This is a genomic window from Arthrobacter sp. NamB2, from assembly GCF_005281365.1.
Lineage (GTDB): Bacteria > Actinomycetota > Actinomycetes > Actinomycetales > Micrococcaceae > Arthrobacter_D.
The window spans coordinates 22,266-39,554 of record NZ_SZWI01000009.1 but is presented as its reverse complement, the minus strand read 5'-3'; the positions used below and the strand labels follow the sequence as shown (position 1 = coordinate 39,554).

17 protein-coding genes and 1 pseudogene are annotated in these 17,289 nt (G+C 65.6%); 11 read left to right on the top strand and 7 right to left on the bottom strand.

Going from position 1 to position 17,289, the window contains the following annotated elements; translation table 11 throughout:
• The first annotated feature begins 36 nt into the window (after positions 1 to 36).
• The 3 genes from FDK12_RS14295 to FDK12_RS14285 all read left to right on the top strand — a co-directional run bounded on the left by FDK12_RS14295 (position 37) and on the right by FDK12_RS14285 (position 2,494).
• Positions 37 to 387, top strand: coding sequence for a hypothetical protein (locus FDK12_RS14295; protein ID WP_137370174.1), 351 nt, complete (start codon positions 37 to 39; stop codon positions 385 to 387).
• Positions 388 to 969: 582 nt separating this feature from the next.
• On the top strand, positions 970 to 1,566 hold the full coding sequence (locus FDK12_RS14290) for a recombinase family protein (RefSeq protein ID WP_137370210.1): 597 nt from the start codon (positions 970 to 972) through the stop codon (positions 1,564 to 1,566).
• Between the two features lie 280 nt (positions 1,567 to 1,846).
• A complete protein-coding gene (locus FDK12_RS14285) occupies positions 1,847 to 2,494 on the top strand; it encodes a DUF6518 family protein (protein ID WP_317616743.1) in 648 nt (215 codons plus the stop codon).
• A 112-nt stretch (positions 2,495 to 2,606) separates the two neighbouring features.
• On the opposite strand, the gene FDK12_RS15490 is transcribed toward FDK12_RS14285, so the two are convergent.
• The gene (locus tag FDK12_RS15490; RefSeq protein ID WP_411266176.1) at positions 2,607 to 2,741 is read right to left on the bottom strand and encodes a hypothetical protein; all 135 of its coding nucleotides are present in this window, start codon (positions 2,739 to 2,741) and stop codon (positions 2,607 to 2,609) included.
• Between FDK12_RS15490 and FDK12_RS15100 the strand changes: the two genes are divergently transcribed.
• On the top strand, positions 2,692 to 3,123 hold the full coding sequence (locus FDK12_RS15100) for a hypothetical protein (RefSeq protein WP_189636358.1): 432 nt from the start codon (positions 2,692 to 2,694) through the stop codon (positions 3,121 to 3,123). The two genes, FDK12_RS15490 and FDK12_RS15100, sit on opposite strands and share 50 nt — an antisense overlap.
• A 266-nt stretch (positions 3,124 to 3,389) precedes the next feature.
• Here FDK12_RS15100 and FDK12_RS14270 read toward each other — a convergent pair whose 3' ends face one another.
• Positions 3,390 to 4,301, bottom strand: coding sequence for an alpha/beta fold hydrolase (locus tag FDK12_RS14270; RefSeq protein ID WP_189636357.1), 912 nt, complete (start codon positions 4,299 to 4,301; stop codon positions 3,390 to 3,392).
• A 440-nt stretch (positions 4,302 to 4,741) separates the two neighbouring features.
• Positions 4,742 to 5,227, bottom strand: coding sequence for a VOC family protein (locus tag FDK12_RS14265; RefSeq protein ID WP_223263303.1), 486 nt, complete (start codon positions 5,225 to 5,227; stop codon positions 4,742 to 4,744).
• Between the two features lie 48 nt (positions 5,228 to 5,275).
• Between FDK12_RS14265 and FDK12_RS14260 the strand changes: the two genes are divergently transcribed.
• The 5 genes and pseudogenes from FDK12_RS14260 (at position 5,276) to menD (ending at position 11,150) form a co-directional block, all read left to right on the top strand.
• On the top strand, positions 5,276 to 6,232 hold the full coding sequence (locus FDK12_RS14260; RefSeq protein WP_223263302.1) for a helix-turn-helix transcriptional regulator: 957 nt from the start codon (positions 5,276 to 5,278) through the stop codon (positions 6,230 to 6,232).
• On the top strand, positions 6,229 to 6,423 hold the full coding sequence (locus tag FDK12_RS14255; protein WP_223263301.1) for a 5'-nucleotidase: 195 nt from the start codon (positions 6,229 to 6,231) through the stop codon (positions 6,421 to 6,423). The genes FDK12_RS14260 and FDK12_RS14255 overlap by 4 nt, the downstream gene beginning before the upstream one ends.
• A gap of 543 nt (positions 6,424 to 6,966) precedes the next feature.
• Positions 6,967 to 7,158 (top strand): annotated as a pseudogene (locus FDK12_RS15485) (gamma-glutamyl-gamma-aminobutyrate hydrolase family protein); the annotation flags it as partial.
• Between the two features lie 126 nt (positions 7,159 to 7,284).
• Positions 7,285 to 9,345 carry a PhoX family protein gene (locus FDK12_RS14245; RefSeq protein WP_137370171.1) on the top strand — a complete coding sequence of 687 codons (2,061 nt, stop codon included), beginning with the start codon at positions 7,285 to 7,287 and terminating at the stop codon, positions 9,343 to 9,345.
• Positions 9,346 to 9,395: 50 nt separating this feature from the next.
• On the top strand, positions 9,396 to 11,150 hold the full coding sequence (menD, locus tag FDK12_RS14240) for a 2-succinyl-5-enolpyruvyl-6-hydroxy-3-cyclohexene-1-carboxylic-acid synthase (RefSeq protein ID WP_137370170.1): 1,755 nt from the start codon (positions 9,396 to 9,398) through the stop codon (positions 11,148 to 11,150).
• Between the two features lie 7 nt (positions 11,151 to 11,157).
• Here menD and FDK12_RS14235 read toward each other — a convergent pair whose 3' ends face one another.
• From FDK12_RS14235 to FDK12_RS14220, 4 genes are all read right to left on the bottom strand, one after another.
• Positions 11,158 to 11,928, bottom strand: a complete 771-nt coding sequence (locus FDK12_RS14235) for an amino acid ABC transporter ATP-binding protein (protein WP_137370206.1) — start codon at positions 11,926 to 11,928, stop codon at positions 11,158 to 11,160.
• A gap of 5 nt (positions 11,929 to 11,933) precedes the next feature.
• The gene (locus FDK12_RS14230; RefSeq protein ID WP_104119010.1) at positions 11,934 to 12,719 is read right to left on the bottom strand and encodes an amino acid ABC transporter permease; all 786 of its coding nucleotides are present in this window, start codon (positions 12,717 to 12,719) and stop codon (positions 11,934 to 11,936) included.
• 80 nt (positions 12,720 to 12,799) lie between these two features.
• Positions 12,800 to 13,588, bottom strand: a complete 789-nt coding sequence (locus FDK12_RS14225) for a transporter substrate-binding domain-containing protein (RefSeq protein ID WP_137370169.1) — start codon at positions 13,586 to 13,588, stop codon at positions 12,800 to 12,802.
• Between the two features lie 89 nt (positions 13,589 to 13,677).
• Complete coding sequence (locus FDK12_RS14220) at positions 13,678 to 15,048, bottom strand: isochorismate synthase MenF (RefSeq protein WP_137370168.1); 1,371 nt, start codon at positions 15,046 to 15,048, stop codon at positions 13,678 to 13,680.
• Positions 15,049 to 15,204: 156 nt separating this feature from the next.
• Here FDK12_RS14220 and FDK12_RS14215 point away from each other — a divergent pair, with 156 nt between their 5' ends.
• A complete protein-coding gene (locus FDK12_RS14215; RefSeq protein ID WP_137370167.1) occupies positions 15,205 to 15,969 on the top strand; it encodes a demethylmenaquinone methyltransferase in 765 nt (254 codons plus the stop codon).
• Positions 15,970 to 17,286 (top strand): geranylgeranyl reductase family protein, encoded by a 1,317-nt coding sequence (locus FDK12_RS14210; RefSeq protein WP_137370166.1) that lies wholly within the window; start codon positions 15,970 to 15,972, stop codon positions 17,284 to 17,286.
• Positions 17,287 to 17,289: the final 3 nt, after the last annotated feature.

Here is a 17,289-nt window from a genome sequence, read left to right as displayed (position 1 = left end):
CCGGGACGGTGGGTGTGAGTCCTCTAGGATCGAGGGATGATTACTGCATCGTGGACGGCGTACTACCGGGAAGACGACGGGGAGCTGCTCGGATATCTCGTGCCGGACGGCGAATTGTTCGTCCCAGTGACCGTGTTTGGGTACGAGCTCGGGGACGCTGTCGATGAATACTATGCGTCCCAGGTCTTGGAAAGCATCGGCCTGAGCTATTTGGCCGACACATGGGTGTTGTCCATCGCGGACCGTAATGAGCCAATCAACGTGCAGATTGTCGAGGCAAGCCCGGAGGCGTTGAAGGTGAAGAGCGTGGACTACGGGTGGGACCAGAACTACGGCACGATCATCGAGCTACCCGTACCGGAGCCAGGCAAGCTGCGCCGGCACTGAGGCTTGAAACGACACTCGATTTAATCCCGCAAAGGGATCCTTCTGCGGGCGGCAGCGGCTACTGATTGCGTGTTCTGGTCAGCCAGGTCAAGCCGAGGCCCCACAGGGCGGATACGCCGGCGCCGGATGCTTCGAGCGCAAGCCGGTACTCCGGAAGGACCGGCGGACGTCGCACTTGCCGCTCTAACCGGACTATTCGTCTCAGCTGTCATCCTCTGGATCAACCGGTGGAGGAATTCCAGGGATAGAAAGAATCCACCGGGCACCCCCACTGCGACCAACTTCGAAAGAGCAATGTCCACGGGTCGACTCCCACACGACGCAACAGCCGAGCAATGGATCCCAGAACTCCAAAGGGCGATTCGCGCGGATCGAGTCATGGCTTGGATTGGCCCTCTACTATTCGGGGCGTTCGGAAGCTTGGGCATCTACTTGATCATCGACAACGCGGAGCACCCCTGGTTCTGGGTGCTTGCCACCGTCTTCTTTTTCTCCGTTGCCGCTTGGTACCCGATCTGGACGCGCCGTCGCCGGCCGGAGCTACTAGGACTCATCGCTCAGTTTGTGAGTCAGAATGGCCGGATGAGGCATCTCGGGTATACCAGGGTCAGCACCTCGAGCCAGGACGCACAGCTGCAGCTTGACGCGCTAGTTGCTGCCGGCGTGCACAAGCGCGACGTCTTCGCGGATGTCACCTCAGGAACCAGGACTGCAGTCGAACGCCCCGGCATGAAGAAACTACTCGAGTACGCCGACGAAGGAGACACCGTCGTCGTCTGGCGCGTCGACCGACTCGGCCGCTCCCTCATCGACGTCCTCAACACCGTGAACATGCTCCGCGACCGCGGCATCCTCGTCCGGTCCCTATCCGACGGAATCGACCCGGCAACGTCGACAGGCAGGCTCATGCTGAACATGCTCGCCACCCTCGCCGAGTACGAACGCGAACTCATCGTCGAACGCATCAACGCCGGCATCGCCGCCTCAAAACAAAACGGCACTCGCTTCGGCCGACCCGCGGTGATCTCGAAGGTCATCGCGGACAAGCTCGCGATCGTTGCCGATGCACGAGCCAGAGGACGGACCGCGGAGGAAGCTGCCCGTCTAGTTGGGTGGAGTCGAGCCACTCTCTACCGGCACCAGCAGGCTCAGGCGATCAGCGATATTTCGCCCGTCTAACGAGGCACCAACACGCGCCAAGCGGTTGTACAGCAAAACCATAGGTGCACAATCGGTCGCTTAAGCCACACGCGGCTAGTGTCGCAGTGGAGGCCCCTAGGACCACCTAGAGGTGTCCCGGTTAGGGCACCCCGCATCGCCGGGCATTCTCTCGGACGGGTTTTACGGGAATTAGCACACCTAGCACTCGCATAAAAAGCCTCCACTCGGCAGGCTGTTTCTAACCCTCAAGCACCTCAAGTACTGAGAATCCCAGGAGCTCATCACCTTGCACCCTACGATGGGGAGCATGTCGGCCCCCTCGATCGCACCTGTTTCCCCCCTGCCCCGTCTGGGTCCAATTGTCGCCTCAGTCGTGATGCTGGTCGCCAGCGTGGTCCTTGGCGGCGCTACCTCATTCGCTCAGATGTTTCTGCCCGACGCCCTAAATTCCTTTGCGAACTCAGCAAGCGGATGGACTCTCCTGACAGCGCTGCTGGTGTGGCTCCTGCGTGGCAGCACCCTTCCATCAGCCGTACTGGGCGCAATCGGCTTCCTGGGCCTTGTCGCCGGCTACACACTCGTCTCGGAACTCAGGGGCTATTTCTACAGCCCGGTACTCTTTGGCATCATCGGACTGATCGTGGGCCCGTTCGTTGGCATCGCCGCCACCTGGCTCCACCGCCACGACTGGAAGGCAGCAACCGGGACGGCGTTACTCTCAGGGATCGCAGTCGGTGAGGGAATCTACGGGCTGACTTTCCTCTCGGGGACTACCTCGCCCTACTACTGGATCCTGATCGCAGCGCTCGGCGTTGCGCTCTTCGCTGTGATCCTGACCCGCAGGGTGAAGGCCTCACGGATCAGGCTAGGGGCGACAGCAATGACTGCTGTTACTGCCACCGCGTTCATTGCCGCGTACACAGCACTGGGCTCGTTTTACCTATAGCCCAGCTCCGGGTGCGGTACCACTGCCCTACGCCCCTCAGCGGTGAGCCTCAGGTATCGCGCCCGCGGGCGTCAACCGGCCAGGACGTAACGGCGCCATCGCTTGATTGAACCTAATATGTGTCGGTCAGGTTGACCGTGAAGCACACGTAATTCGGTGCAATACTCACCCGGCTTCCCACGGGTAGGCCTACTCCCGTGATCCCGGACTTGTTCGAGACCGGTGGTCTTGAGGGGGTCAGCTTCATCGATGATCAGCAATTCGGTGCGCCCGCTCGAGCGGGATTCGGTATGGGTGTAAGGGTCGATAGCGCCGTGCTCGGCGTAGTCGACCGCGAAGGAAATCTGTTGGCAGGCATTCGGGGTTCCCTGTCGGACAATGGCGGCGACGACGGGGGCGAAGAAGGCCGTGCGTGCTTCGAGGACTCGGGGCGGGACGGGGCCGCGCAGCAGGGCAGCCCCATGGCAATGCCCCTTGAGGAATACCTCGACGAGGTTATCGGACTGCTTAAGATTCAGCCTGATGCCGACGAGATCCTCGTCGAGCGGGTGAAGTGGCAGCGCAATGCCGAGGCCGAAGGCCGCTACCAGGATGTCCTGGGCGTGCTCAGCGCCCTCTTCCGCGACTAACCGAAAACAGGGTCGTGCGGTGCAACTGCCCGTGCCGCACGACCCTGTCACCGGCCTGACTGAGAACATCAGCCGCCCAAAATGCATGCTGATCAGCCCTTACGCCATAACCCCAAGTCGCTACTACCCGAACACTGTGGCGAAGAGTGCTGCTTTGGTTTTTTGCGCACGCTCGGGCGTATAGACCTCGGGTGCCCGTGGTCGATCAGTGCGGACACGGCCTATTTCGGGCAATCGTGTGCTGCTTTGCACCACGATTTATAGGGTCAGGGGGTCACAACGGGTGAGGTCGGCTGATTGCCCTTCACGAGTTCTGCGATAGCGGCCGCGACTTCAGCGGGCCGTTCTTCGGGCACGTAGTGGCCCGTGTTCTCGAGGACGATCGATGTCAGATGCTGCACGCGACTGGCGAGTGATTGCGGCAGATCCATTGATCCTGATCGTCCACCAGAGAGGGCGAGTACCGGCATGGGCAACGGGTCATTGAGCGATTTCGCGAGTGCGGCGTTAGCTGGCACTGCCCTGTAGTACCCGAGCATGCCGGTCAGTGACGTCGGTCGTGAGTATGCCCGCGCGTATTCGTCGAGGTCTGCACTCGTGTGGATGAGTTCGCTGCGGTGGCGGGTCATTCGTGTCGAGAACCATTCGATGACGCTCCGCTCGTGGCCGACGAGCAATACTTCCGGCAGATCGGGGACGCGTTGGAAGATGAAGTGCCAGCCGCCATAACCACCGTCATCGTCCAGGTCGAGGTTGATGCCTGCGATGTTGCCGTCGACGAGGGCGAGGGCATCGAGCCGGTCAGGGCTGCGATAGCCAAGCGCGAAACCGATCCATGCGCCGATGTCGTGGCCGACAAAGGTCACACGTTCCAAATTGAGCGCGTTGAGGAGCTCGGTGACGAGTCCGGCGATCTCCCACGACTCGTAGCCGACGGGCGATGGTCCCGAATCGCCCTGTCCCGGCAGATCGATTGCAACTACCGTATGGTGCTGCGCGAGCAGTGGAACAACGTGTCGCCATGCGTACCAGCTCTGTGGGTAGCCTGCGGAAAGGATCACCACGGGCCCTTCGCCAGCGGTGACGACGTGCCACCGCACACCACCTGCGTTGATGAAGTGGTGCTCGACGCCGGAGATTGTCGTGCCCTCAGGGGGCATGCGGCTGCTCATGTCCATGAGATGACGGTAGCTAACCCATCCACGCGCAGCCCCTCGTCCGAGGTGACCCTCATCGGGACGCATCGTAGCCCAGTCTCTGCGTTCTGATGACGGACAGCAGCTGAGTGCTGACCCTGGCATATCCGACACTCCCCATCCTCATACTCCAGACGCTCCTCAAAGGCTTCTTCTCGGGTTGATGAGAACACCCGGCGTGGGACACATTGCTGAGACAAAACGGGATCACAGAACTCCGCGCCGATGCTGGGAACGCTCTGACCGCTCAGGAGCTCACCAGCTCGTCCGGTCAAAGGATCGTTTTATGAGGAGTAATCACACCGGGCTGGCGGCATCATCTGCGTCCTTAGGTGTGAGTTGAACGCGTTTTCCTCGGTCGAGCTTGGCTGACAGCGCCTGATATAGACCGTTTCCTGCCAGGGCAGGGATGAGAATCGCAATCAGGCGTATCGCTGCGTCTCACCAGCAACGCGTGACTGAAGGACCTCGAGGTGGTGCGGGTTGTGCATGACTCCGAGGAGATTGCCAAACGGGTCGACGACCGAGGCAGTGATGAACCCGGCGTCTCGTTCAGTGATTGCCTCGTACTCGGTTGCACCCATCCCGAGCAGCCGCTCCACCGTGGCGGGTAGATCGTCGACGTGCCAGAACAATACCGCGCCGCCGGGTTGGTTTGACGCTCCGCTAGGGGCGTACCTGCGGTCGATGAAACCGAGCTCATCTTCGTCATCGCCTACCCTGAATTCGATGTATGCCGGTGGTGCGGGCGGCTCGGGAAAGACGTAGTACGCCTCAACGCCCAGCAGCTCGGTGTACCAGGCACGCGCTGCCCCGACGTCGTCGGCATAAAAGCTGATAGTCGCAAATCCTCGAAACACAGGTACTCCCTCACATTGGACGGTGCCGTCGCTCTTCTGAACATTCACATTCTCCGCTCGATAAGTACTCACCCAGTGACCACTTTTCCTGACAGCATGATCCTCATGCGCGCGGATCGTTTGGTGGCACTGCTCCTGTTCATGCAGGCTCGCGGTCGAGTGACTGCAACTGAGGTCGCGGCCGAACTAGAGGTGTCGATAGCCACAGCCCGCCGGGACCTGGACGCGCTGTCGACTGCCGGGATCCCTGTCTACTCCCAGCCTGGCCGCGGAGGTGGTTGGTCTCTGGTCGGCGGTGCTCGTACCGACCTCACCGGCCTCACCTCGACCGAAGCCAAGGCACTATTCCTGCTCGCGGGCCCTGCAGCCGCCGTGTCGCCTACGGTCCATTCGGCGCTACGCAAACTCGTCCACGCCCTACCCGACACCTTTCGCGCAGACGCAGTGGCCGCCTCTGACGCCGTACTGATCGACACCGCACCATGGGGTCAGCGTGCCAAGACGTCGACGCCGCTGGTCGAGGTGCTACAGGATGCTGTCATTTCTCGCCGCAAGGTCTCGTTGCAGTACAAGAACCGGGCTGGGGAACAGACACAGCGCCTCATCGACCCGTGGGGTCTGATTGCTAAGAATGACGTCTGGTATCTCATTGCAGGCACCGACACTGGTGAACGGACCTTCCGCGTCGACCGCATCATTGCAGCCACCTCCACCGACGCCGTCGCCGATCGGCCCGCCGACTTCGCACTGCCGCGTAGGTGGGAGCGTGTTGTTGACGAGGTAGAAGAGCGCCGTTCGCTCGTCTGGGCGACGGTGCTCATCCCGGCACGGTTCCTGCCCGTGCTACACATCCAATTCGGTCGGCACTGCGAGGTCTTGGAGACACTCGATGACGGTCGCAGCCGGGTCCGCGTCGCAGCGCACATACCCAGCTCGATTGCCGAGACAATCGCGGGATGGGGCTCAACCGTGGCGGTACTCGAACCGGAGTCGGTTAGGACCGAACTGGCCCGACTGGGTGCGGAACTGGTTGCACAATACGAGCAAGGATGACGACTGGCCGCCCCGGCTCCGACAGTCATGGGGTCCGCGTGAATGACGCGTTCTTCTTGGGCGGGGTTGAAAAGGCGAAAGTGCTACGCGTGCTCAAACCCCACATATTCTTCGACGATCGACTGGGACATCTTGAAGGTGCGGCGGATGAGATTCCGCGGTCAATGCGTGGAAGTTCGCTTTCGGAGTAGTGATCGAGGAGTACGAACGCGTCCGGTGAGCGATCCTTAGGCGGACATCTTTCCAAGCGGCACCTGTCGGCTAGCTGTACTGCTAGCCGGACAGGTGCCAGCTGGAAGGGTGTCCGCCTGAAATCGCTCTGCGGGGTTGCCCACGCGCTGCAGCGGCTACTGACCCCGCCAGTTATCCTGCACAAACACCGCCATCCTCGAAAAAGCTCACAGCTTAGAGCGGCTCGGCGATGGTCGCAGAACCCATGTGCGGAAGTGTCGCCCTCTTTCGCCTCACTCAGACGGGTTTTGCTACCGATCGGATCTGTGGCGTTGGGGTACACCCAGACGCAACAGCGCAGATCGGCTCCGATCACGTTGTATTAGGGTCCTTTCGAGGCTTTCGCGACAGAAGTGTTCAAGGGTCTAGCCGTCGTGCAACACAACGGAGGTGCATGGGACGGTCCTGAGCTACCAGGCGGGACAGTTTGCTTCGAAGGTCAGTGGGCGGTTGTAGAACTTGTTTACTAAGCGACGGGAAAGGGTTCGACATGCCAACGAAACGGAATCATCGAGGCGATCGGACTCCCTCGCAACCGCTTCTGTATCGGGGTCCAGTGGCACCCGGAGCAGGATCCGACGGAGACCTCCCTGTTCGACGCCTTCGTGCGCGCGGCCCGGGAACAGCAGCTGGCACGGGCGCTGCAGAATCCCGTCCCAAGCGGGTTCGAGGACGCGGGTCTCGAAGCCAGGTAGGAAGATCCGGCTCGGATCCGCTGTTCGGGCGTCGTTCACCGTGCGTTCACCGGCGCCCGGACGGCTGTTCAGGTGCCCTCGGCAGGGTGGTGTGGCGAACGCCGTCTCCCCGGAAGAGGTACCCCCATGACTGAAACCACGCGCCGCCTGCTGCCCATGCTCGGCCACACGAAGGGCAAGCGCAGTGCCGTCACCTGTGCGCTCAAGTGTGACAATGCGTGCTCCGACGCCGTCTGCAACACGACCAGCAACAACTACTTCCGCGACATCGTCTCGAGTGAGTTCTCCCGGCGTAGCGCACTCGGTGTGGGGGCCGCGGGTGCACTGACGCTGCTCGTCGGCACGCAGGTCGGAGCCGGCACCGCCCAGGCAGCACCGCCCCCCGGCAAGGGCTACCTGAAGAGCAACCTGCCCTTCGATGCCATCGCGCCTGTCGATGCCACGGTCGATGCCATGACCGTCCCCCAGGGCTACGCCTGGAACCCGGTCATCCGCTGGGGCGATCCGCTCTTCCGGAACTCACCGGCCTTCGACCCCAACAACCAGACGGCTGCTGCGCAGTCGCTGCAGTTCGGTTACAACTGCGACTACACGGACATCATCGAGATAGAGGGCAGCAAGGGCCGCCGCGCCGTCCTGTTCGCGAACCACGAGTACACGAACGAGACCATCATGGTTCCGCCGACCTTGGCAGCCGCCGAGGTGCGCGGCATCGGCAAGGCTGCGCACGGGCTGTCCGTCGTCGAACTCGAGCGCAAGAACAAGAACAAGCCGTGGTCCTACGTGCAGGGCGCTCCGCTGAACCGTCGCTACCTCACCACGACCCCCTACGAGGTGACGGGGCCCGCTGCCGGCTCGGACCTGCTGAAGACCAAGGACGATCCCGCGGGCCGTACCATCCTTGGAACACTGGGCAACTGCGCGGGCGGTACGACGCCCTGGGGCACCATCCTCTCCGGTGAGGAGAACTTCAACGGCTACTTCGTCGCCACCGGCACGAGTGACGGCGACCGCCGCTACGGCATCACGAACCGGCCGACCGCCCGCGGCTGGGAGATCGACGAGCCACGCTGGGACACCCGCAACGCCGGGTACGAGAACGAGAAGCACCGTTTCGGCTACATCGTGGAGGTCGACCCCTTCGATCCCACCTCCACGCCCAAGAAGCACTCCGCGCTCGGACGCTTCAAGCACGAGGGCGCCAACGTGACGATCGCATCAGACGGCCGCGTGGTCGCGTACATGGGCGACGACGAGCGCTTCGACTACCTCTACAAGTTCGTGTCCAGGAACAAGGTCCAGCCCGGCACGAGCGCCGCGGCGCGCAAGGCCAACATGACCCTGCTGAGCGAGGGTTCGCTCTACGTCGCACGGTTCCAGGGCAACTCCGTGGCCGAGATCGACGGCAGCGGCACCCTTCCCTCCGATGGTGCCTTCGACGGCGTCGGCGAGTGGCTGCCGCTGCTCATCGACAACAAGTCCGTGGTTCCGGGGATGACGGCGGATCAGGTCGCCGTCTTCACGCGCCTCGCCGCCGACACCGTGGCGCCGACGAAGATGGACCGCTGTGAGGACGTCGAGCCGAACCCCGCCACGGGCAAGGTCTATGTCGCCTGCACCAACAACACCAACCGTGGCGCCAATTCCAATGCCGCGGCGGACGAGGCGAACCCGCGGTCCGTGAACCGCGACGGCCACGTCGTCGAGTTGACGGAGGCCGGCGGCAACGCGACCGGTACGCGGTTCACCTGGAACCTGCTCCTCGTCTGCGGCGACCCCGCTCGCAACCAGGCAACGTACTTCGGTGGCTACCCGAAGGACAAGGTCTCACCGATCTCCTGCCCGGACAACGTCGCCTTCGACTCCCAGGGCAACCTGTGGATCTCGACGGACGGCCAGCCGAGCACCGTCGGTTTCAACGACGGCCTGTTCAAGGTGGGCCTCGAAGGACCCGAGCGGGGGCGTGTCCAGCAGTTCCTCGCGGTGCCCCGCGACGCGGAGACCTGCGGGCCCGTCATCCATGACCAGGACGGCACCGTCTTCGTCGCCGTCCAGCACCCGGGCGAGGACGGCTCCTGGGCGGCACAGCGCTCCTCCTTCCCCGACTACGTGGCCGCCGGTGCCACTCCGGCGCCGGGGCAGGCAGCTCTGCCACGGCCCTCGGTGGTACAGGTGTACCGGGCCTGACGGACGGATCCGCGCCCTACCGCAGCGATGATCGACCGCACCCCCTTTCGATGAAGGGGGTGCGTTCGTGTCCGGGGTGTGAGGATGGGACAGTGACTGAAACAGCTGCAGCCGATCCAGCTCCCCTCGACTCCGCCTCATCGGCCGCGCGCGCGGTCCAGGCTCTGGTGGCGGGCGGCATCACGGACGTCGTCATCGCTCCCGGTTCCCGCAGCGCGCCGCTCGCGTACGCGCTCGCGGATGCCGAAGCGGCCGGCCGCGTTCGGTTGCATGTGCGGATCGACGAGCGTGCGGGAGCCTTCACGGCGCTGGGCCTCGCCCTCGGTGCCGACCGCCCGGTCGCCGTGGTGACCACGTCGGGGACTGCGGTCGGAGAACTCCTGCCGGCCGTGATGGAGGCGAACCACGCCGCGGTGCCGCTCGTGGTGGTATCGGCCGATCGTCCGATCGAGCTGCGTGGCACCGGGGCCAACCAGACCACCGTGCAGCCGGACCTGTTCGGTGTGCATGTCCGCGCAGGGTTCGACGTCGCAGCGGGGGAGGACCCGTCCGTGCCCGTCGAGGAAGCCCTCCGAGCCGCCACGGGACATGCCGTCGCAGGCGTTACCCCTCAGCCGCCGGGGCCGGTCCACCTCAATCTGGCCTTCCGGGACCCCCTCGTGCCCGCCAGCGGAAGCACCGGAGCTGCAGCGTCGCGCAGCAGGCCCGTGCAGGAGCCGGTCATCGACAGGGAGGGCACTGGGCCGCGCACGGCGGCGGAGGAGCGTTCGCCCGAAAGCACCACCGTCGTCGTGGCGGGACACGGCGCGGGTGAGCTCGCAGCCGTCTTCGCCGCCCACCTCGACCTGCCGCTGTTCGCCGAACCGTCGTCGAACGCACGCTTCGGCAGCAGCGCGATCGCACCGTACCGGCTGCTGCTCGAGCACATCGCCCCCGTGATCACCCGCGTGGTGATCTTCGGGCGGCCCACGCTGTCCCGTCCCGTGACGGCACTGCTCTCACGCTCCGACGTCGAGCACGCGCTGTACCTGCCGGAGCCCGTGGCCTGGTTCGAGGAAGGCCGTCGGCGCGAGCGCGTCATCGACAACCTGCCCGACCTGCTCGCGTTCGCCGGCCGCGGCGCGCCCGGCTGGCTGCGGTCCTGGCGGGAGGCCGGCGCCACGGCGGAAGCTGCCATCCAGTCGCTCCTCGCCGACGAGGAGCGCATCACGGGCCTCCATGTGGCGGATGCGGTGTGGCAGCACACGGACGGGAACCTCGTGCTGGGGTCGTCGAATCCGATCCGGGACGTGGACCTCGTCGCAGCGACGGACTGGCACCCGCTGGAGGTCTTCGCGAACCGAGGCCTGGCGGGAATCGACGGCACCATCTCGACGGCGACCGGGGTTGCCCTCGCGGCCGGCATCCCGACACGCGTTCTGCTGGGCGACCTGACGTTCCTGCACGATGTCGGCGGGCTGCTGCTGGGTAGCGGCGAGCCGCAGCCGGACCTGCAGATCGTGGTGCTCAACGACGGCGGCGGCGGGATCTTCGGCCTGCTGGAGCACGGTGCGGAGACCACGACAGCCCGGTACGGCGCCGCGGTGGAGCGCCTGTTCGGGACACCGCACACAGTGGACCTCGCGGCGGTCGCGGCGGCGTACGGGCTGCACTACGAGCGGGCGACGACACTTCCGGACCTGGATACGGCGATGGAGCGGCCCATCAGGGGCCGCTCCATCCTCGAGGTCCGCGCGGACCGCAGTACGCTCCGGGACCTCCATGCGCGCATCCGGCAGGTCGTCGCGGATGTGACGGTTCTCTAGAGTCCCGTCAGAGCACCTTCGAGAGGAACAGCTTCGTCCGCTCGTGCTGCGGGTTCCCAAGAACGTCCTCGGGCTTTCCCTGCTCCACGACGACGCCGCCGTCCATGAAGACCACGCGATCGCCGACCTCCCGGGCGAAGCCCATCTCGTGCGTGACCACCATCATGGTCATGCCCTCCTTGGCCAACTGCTTCATGACTTCGAGCACGTCGCCGACGAGTTCGGGGTCGAGCGCGCTGGTCGGCTCGTCGAACAGCATCATGTCGGGATCCATGGACAGCGCACGGGCGATCGCGACACGCTGCTGCTGGCCGCCGGAGAGCTGCGCGGGGAAGGCATCGGCCTTCTCGGCGAGGCCCACCTTGGCGAGGTTCTTCCGTGCGATCTCCGTGGCCTCCGCCTTGCCGCGCTTCTTGGCCCGCTGCTGTGCGAGGGTCAGGTTCTTCAGCACGGTGAGATGAGGGAAGAGGTTGAATTGCTGGAACACCATGCCGATGCGCGTGCGGACGTCGTCGAGGTCCGTCTCGCTGTCGGTGATGTCGACGCCCTCGACCATGACGGTGCCCGTGGTGGGCTCCTCGAGGCGGTTCACGCACCGCAGCAGCGTGGACTTGCCGGAGCCCGACGGGCCGATCACGCAGACCACCTCGCCCTGGTCCACGTGGAAGTCGATGCCCTTGAGAACCTCATTGCTGCCGAAGCTCTTGCACAGTGCGCGGACCTCGATGGCGGGGACGGCCGCTGCTGGTGCCGTGGCACCCGATGCGGGATGCGACATCTGGATCACCGGCCTCTCTTGTTGTGTCGTTCGAGCTTCGCGACCAGCTGGGTCAGCGGAAGCGTGATCACCAGGTACATCAGCGCCGCCACGACGAGCGGCGTCGAGTTCGCCTGGCTGGTGAGCGCATCGCGCGCGAACGTCGTCAGCTCGCGGTCGGCGATCGCCATGCCCGCGATGAACAGGAGCGACGTGTCCTTGATGAGGATCACGAGCTCGTTCGTGAGCGGAGGCGTGATGATGCGGAAGGCCTGGGGCAGGACGACCGTCAGCATGGTCCACGCGGGATTCATGCCGAGCGATCGTGCCGCCTCGACCTGGCCTTTCGGCACCGCCTCGATGCCGGCGCGGATAGTCTCGGCGATGTAGGCGGCGGAGACGACGATGAGGCCGATCAGGCCGGCACCTGCATTGCCGCCCGGCGGGCGCCACTGGAAGGCGATGGGTACGGCGTAGGCGAATCCGAAGATCACCAGCAGTGCGGGAAGGCCGCGGAACAGTTCGATGTAACCGGTCGCCAGCCAGCGGTAGGGGAGGACGGGCGAGAGCTTCATCAGTGCCAGCACGAGACCGAGCACCATGCCGCCGACGAAGGCAATGGCGGTGTAGACGACGGTGTTCTTCGCCGCGATCGTGACGATCTCGGGGAAGGTCTGCGCCGCGACGTCCAGGTTGAAGAAGTTGGTCTGGATCCTGCCCCAGTCGGCGGCGAGGATGATCAGGAGGACTATGGCGGCGAACACCGCGTAGAGGACGCCCTGGATCAGGCGTCTGCGTGTCGATCGTTTCACGCGGAGGATTACCTTCCTTCGGGAGGTGGCAACCGCGCGGCCCCGGAGATTCCTTCCGAGGCCGCACGGATCGGGTGGGGCTACTCCGCGAAGTAGGAGTCGTAGATTTCCTGGTACGTGCCGTTGTCGCGCAGGGCGGCGAGCTGCTCGTTCACGGCGGCGACCAGCGCTTCGCTGCCGTCCTTCGCCATGATGAACCCGTACTGCTCGTCCGTCTTGAATTCCTCGGCGATCGTGAAGGCGCCGTCCTCCGTGTGGCCGATATTGACCGGGAGATCCTGCAGGAGGGCGTCGACGTTCCCGGCCTGGATGGCGGCGTACATCTCGGCGTCGGAGGGGAACTGGACCAGCTCGGCCTCGGGTGCGTTCTCCTGGGCGTAGGTCTCCCCGGTGGTGCCCTGCTGGACGCCGACCTGCTTGCCTGCGAGGTCGTCGATCGAGGCGATGTCCGAGTCGGTCGGTACCAGGAGGGACTGCAGCGAGTCGTAGTACGGGTCGGAGAACGCGAGGTTCGCCTGGCGCTCCTCCGTGATGGTGACCGCGCTGGCGCCGATGTCGCACTGGCCGGCAGCAAGAACGGCCCCACTCTGGAGGCCGTTGAAGTCGACGTCCTGAACGGCGAGCTCGAGGTCCATGCCCGAGGCGATCTCCCTCATGAGGTCCATGTCGAAGCCGGTGTACTCACCGTTCTCCTCGAACTCGAAGGGCGGGTAGGGGATGTCGGAGCAGACGGTCAACGACCCCTCCGACACGAGGTTCAGGCCGTTGTCCTCGGCGGAACCGGCGTCGTCGGAACCTCCGCCGCACGCGCTGAGCGCGAGGGCGCCGGCGGCCATGGCGGCCAGCATTGCAGTTTTCTTGGAGAGCATGGGGTACCTCACTTGGGCGGGCGGTGTTGAGCAGGAAAGGGTCCTGCTGATTCTAGCTAGGAAAGAGAGATGTGCATCACAGGCTACAGCTATTGCCTATTGGTAACCAAGGGGGTGGATCGATGAGGTAGGCCGAGGGCCTCGAGCATAGGGCGGAACTTGGTCCAGGTCTCGGCCAGCTCGGCTTCCGGCTGGGACCCCGCCACGATGCCGCACCCCGCATACAGCCGCACTCGCGTCGGTGTCTCGACGACGGCGCCGCGCAGGGCGATTCCCCACTCGCCGTTGCCGGCTGCGTCGATCCATCCGACGGGCCCCGCGTAGGGTCCGCGCTGGAGATGCTCGAGTTCACGGATGAGGGCGCCTGCGACCGTCGTCGGCGTACCGCAGACGGCCGCGGTGGGGTGGAGGGCCTGGACCAGGGCCAACGACGTCGGAACCCGGCCGTCGTCGTCCGGCGCCAGCTGCGCGGTGACGTCCGAGGCGAGATGCCACACGTTCGGCAGCTGGAGGACGAAGGGCTCACTGTGCGAGGTCATCGAGCTCGTGAACGGCTGCAGGGTCTCGGTGAGCGAGTCGATGGCGATCCGGTGCTCGTGGAGCTGCTTGTCCGAACCTGCGAGGACCCGGTTCGGGTACTCGGGATCACCCTCGGGCGCACCGGCCCTGTCCAGGGTGCCCGCGAGGACGCGCGCCTGGGCTGTGTTGTCCTCCACCTTGATGAGCATCTCCGGCGTGGAGCCGATCAGGCCGTCGACGGCGTAGGTCCAGCAGTCCTCGTAGCGCACGGCGAGCTCGCGCAGCACCTGCGCGGTGGCGACGGGCGTCTCCAGGTGCGCGACGACGTCGCGGGCGAGCACGAGCTTGCTCAGTTCCCCGGCCTGGACGTGCTTCACGCCCTCCGCGACGGCCACCTTGTACTCGTCCTCGCTGAGGACGCCGGGCCCGAGCCGGTCACCGGGCATGCTGGCTCGGTCGGCGTCGGGCTCGATCAGGTAGGCGGCCAGGGCCGCTTCCGCCGCTTCCGCGCTCAGCTCCGCCTCGGCGTCGTCCGTGATGAAGGTCAGCCAGCTCCGGCCCTCGCTGCTGCCGACGACCACCTCGGGCACGATCAGCCGCGACTCGTGCGGGGAGGTCTTGGAGAAGGCGAAGGAGCCGAAGGCGATGAGGCCGGAGCCGGGGACGCGCAGCTCGTCGACCACTTCGGCGCCTGCCAGTTCGCGTCGCCACCACTCCTGGGCCTGCGTGAAGCGGTCCGGGCCCGTGACGGAGAACCGTGCGGTCTCGCCGTACCCCACGAGGCCGCCACCGCGGCGGATCCAGGAGTGGGCGTCGTTCCGCACCACGTATTCGAGAAGGCCCGACTGCGGATCCATGTCCCCATATGCCACCGTGATGCTGCGGAGCCCGCGGGACTGTCCGGGCGCGGGTGTCAGCGCGGTGAGGGACGGAGTGCTCATGATTCCTCAAGCGTACTCGGCGGCACTGTGCGGAACTGTCCCGGAGCCGTGAGGTTGGGCACGTCCGGGTGATGACCGTCGTGACTCTGGCGTGGGAGGCGGCACCGGTCCTGTCGCAGGTCGGGTACGCCGTGTTTTGTTTGAGACAATGAGCAGGTGAATCGTGCATCGCTGGAGAAGCGCCCTGACGAAGTAGCAGCCATGTTCGACGACGTGGCGCCCAAGTACGACGTCGTCAACGACGTCCTGTCCATGGGGCAGACACGTCGCTGGCGTCGCATCGTGGTGGAGGCCGTCGGAGCGGAGCCGGGACAGCGCGTGCTGGACCTCGCGGCCGGCACCGGCACCTCGAGCGAGCCGTACGCGGACGCCGGGGTCGACGTCGTCGCGTGTGATTTCTCGCTCGGCATGCTGAAGGTGGGCAAGCGCAGGCGGCCGGACATCGACTTCGTCGCCGGAGACGCCACCAACCTCCCGTTCGCGGACAACTCCTTCGACGCGTCCACCATCTCCTTCGGGCTGCGCAACGTCAACGAGCCCAGGAAGGCGCTGGCCGAGATGCTGCGCGTGACGAGGCCGGGCGGGCGGCTGGTCATCGCCGAGTTCTCGCAGCCCACGGTCGCGCTGTGGCGCACCACCTACACCGAGTACCTCATGCGTGCCCTCCCGGCGATCGCCCGGAAGGTCAGCTCGAACCCCGACGCCTACGTGTACCTCGCAGAGTCCATCCGTGCCTGGCCGAACCAGGACGAACTGGCGGCGTGGATCAGCGACAGCGGCTGGAACGACGTCGCATACCGGAACCTCAACGGTGGGATCGTCGCCGTGCATCGTGCCGTCAAGGCCCCTGCGGCGCCCGGTGAGCAGCCGCTCCTCCCGGGGCAGATCCGCCTGCGGCGACGCACGTCGGCGGCGGACTAGATGTCCGTCCTGATCGTCGGCGCCGGCCCCGCCGGCTCCACCGCTGCGTACTACCTCGCGAGCGCGGGCATCGAGGTCACCGTCCTCGAGAAGACCTTCTTCCCACGCGAGAAGGTGTGCGGCGACGGGCTGACTCCCCGCGCGACGCGCGAACTCCAACTGCTCGGCCTTCCGCACGATGAGAGCGAGGGCTGGCGCCGGAACAAGGGGCTCCGACTCATCGCCGGGAAGCGCACGGTCGAGGTCCCCTGGCCCGAACTGAGCGACTTCCCGGACTACGGACTGGTCCGTACGCGCCTGGGCTTCGACGACGCCCTCGCGCAGCACGCCCGGTCGGCGGGCGCGACGATCCTCGAGGGTCATTCCGTGTCCTCCGCGCTGCGTGACGATGCGGGCCGCGTCACCGGGGTGACGGTGAACCTGCTCGACGCGGACGGCCGCAAGACGGGGGAGACGCGGACCTTCACGGCCGACGTCGTCCTCGCCGCCGACGGCAACTCGACCCGCACCGCCGTCAGCCTCGGCATGCAGAAGCGCGACGACCGGCCCCTCGGCGTCGCCGTCCGCACCTACTTCACCAGCCCGCGCACCGATGACGACTGGATGGAGGGCTGGCTCGAACTGCCGGATGCCACCGGCAAGCCACTGCCCGGCTACGGCTGGGTGTTCGGCGTCGGTGACGGCACGTCCAACGTCGGCCTCGGGATCCTCAATTCGTCGGCCGAGTTCGGCAAGCTGGACTACAAGCAGGTGCTGCGCGACTGGACGGCCGGCATGCCGCCCGAATGGGGCTTCACGCCGTCGAACCAGGTCGGCGAGATCCGCGGCGCCGCCCTGCCCATGGGCTTCAACCGGACGCCCCACTACAGCCCGGGCCTGCTGCTGCTGGGCGACGCGGGCGGCATGGTGTCGCCCTTCAACGGCGAGGGCATCTCCTACGCCATGGAGTCCGCACGCTACGCGGCCGAGTTCATCGTGCGGGCGCAGGGCATCGGTTCGCCGCTGGGACGCGACCAGGTCATGTCCGGGTACGCACCCTACGTCCGGGAGCAGTGGGGCAGCCACTTCACGCTGGGGCGCATCTTCGCGCAACTGATCGGCAAGCCCGCGATCCTCTCGCTGGCGCTCCGCACCGGCATGCCGGTACCGGTGCTCATGCGTTTCGTGGTGCGGATGCTGGCCAACCTGACCGACGCCGGAGGCCGGGGCTTCGAGGACCGCGTCATCCACCTGCTGGAGTCGCTCGTCCCGGCGACCTCCAACCAGCCGTCCCTGACGGGCCACCTGCGTGCGCAAAGCGCCGCCCCACTTGGTTAGTCT

Coding starts and splice junctions, on each gene's coding strand:
- FDK12_RS14295 (WP_137370174.1), top strand. CDS start 37: ATGATTACTGCATCGTGGACGGCGTACTACCGGGAAGACGACGGGGAG.
- FDK12_RS14290 (WP_137370210.1), top strand. CDS start 970: ATGAGGCATCTCGGGTATACCAGGGTCAGCACCTCGAGCCAGGACGCA.
- FDK12_RS14285 (WP_317616743.1), top strand. CDS start 1,847: ATGGGGAGCATGTCGGCCCCCTCGATCGCACCTGTTTCCCCCCTGCCC.
- FDK12_RS15490 (WP_411266176.1), bottom strand. CDS start 2,741: ATGAAGCTGACCCCCTCAAGACCACCGGTCTCGAACAAGTCCGGGATC.
- FDK12_RS14270 (WP_189636357.1), bottom strand. CDS start 4,301: ATGGACATGAGCAGCCGCATGCCCCCTGAGGGCACGACAATCTCCGGC.
- FDK12_RS14260 (WP_223263302.1), top strand. CDS start 5,276: ATGATCCTCATGCGCGCGGATCGTTTGGTGGCACTGCTCCTGTTCATG.
- FDK12_RS14255 (WP_223263301.1), top strand. CDS start 6,229: ATGACGACTGGCCGCCCCGGCTCCGACAGTCATGGGGTCCGCGTGAAT.
- FDK12_RS14245 (WP_137370171.1), top strand. CDS start 7,285: ATGACTGAAACCACGCGCCGCCTGCTGCCCATGCTCGGCCACACGAAG.
- menD (WP_137370170.1), top strand. CDS start 9,396: ATGAAGGGGGTGCGTTCGTGTCCGGGGTGTGAGGATGGGACAGTGACT.
- FDK12_RS14235 (WP_137370206.1), bottom strand. CDS start 11,928: ATGTCGCATCCCGCATCGGGTGCCACGGCACCAGCAGCGGCCGTCCCC.
- FDK12_RS14225 (WP_137370169.1), bottom strand. CDS start 13,588: ATGCTCTCCAAGAAAACTGCAATGCTGGCCGCCATGGCCGCCGGCGCC.
- FDK12_RS14220 (WP_137370168.1), bottom strand. CDS start 15,048: ATGAGCACTCCGTCCCTCACCGCGCTGACACCCGCGCCCGGACAGTCC.
- FDK12_RS14210 (WP_137370166.1), top strand. CDS start 15,970: ATGTCCGTCCTGATCGTCGGCGCCGGCCCCGCCGGCTCCACCGCTGCG.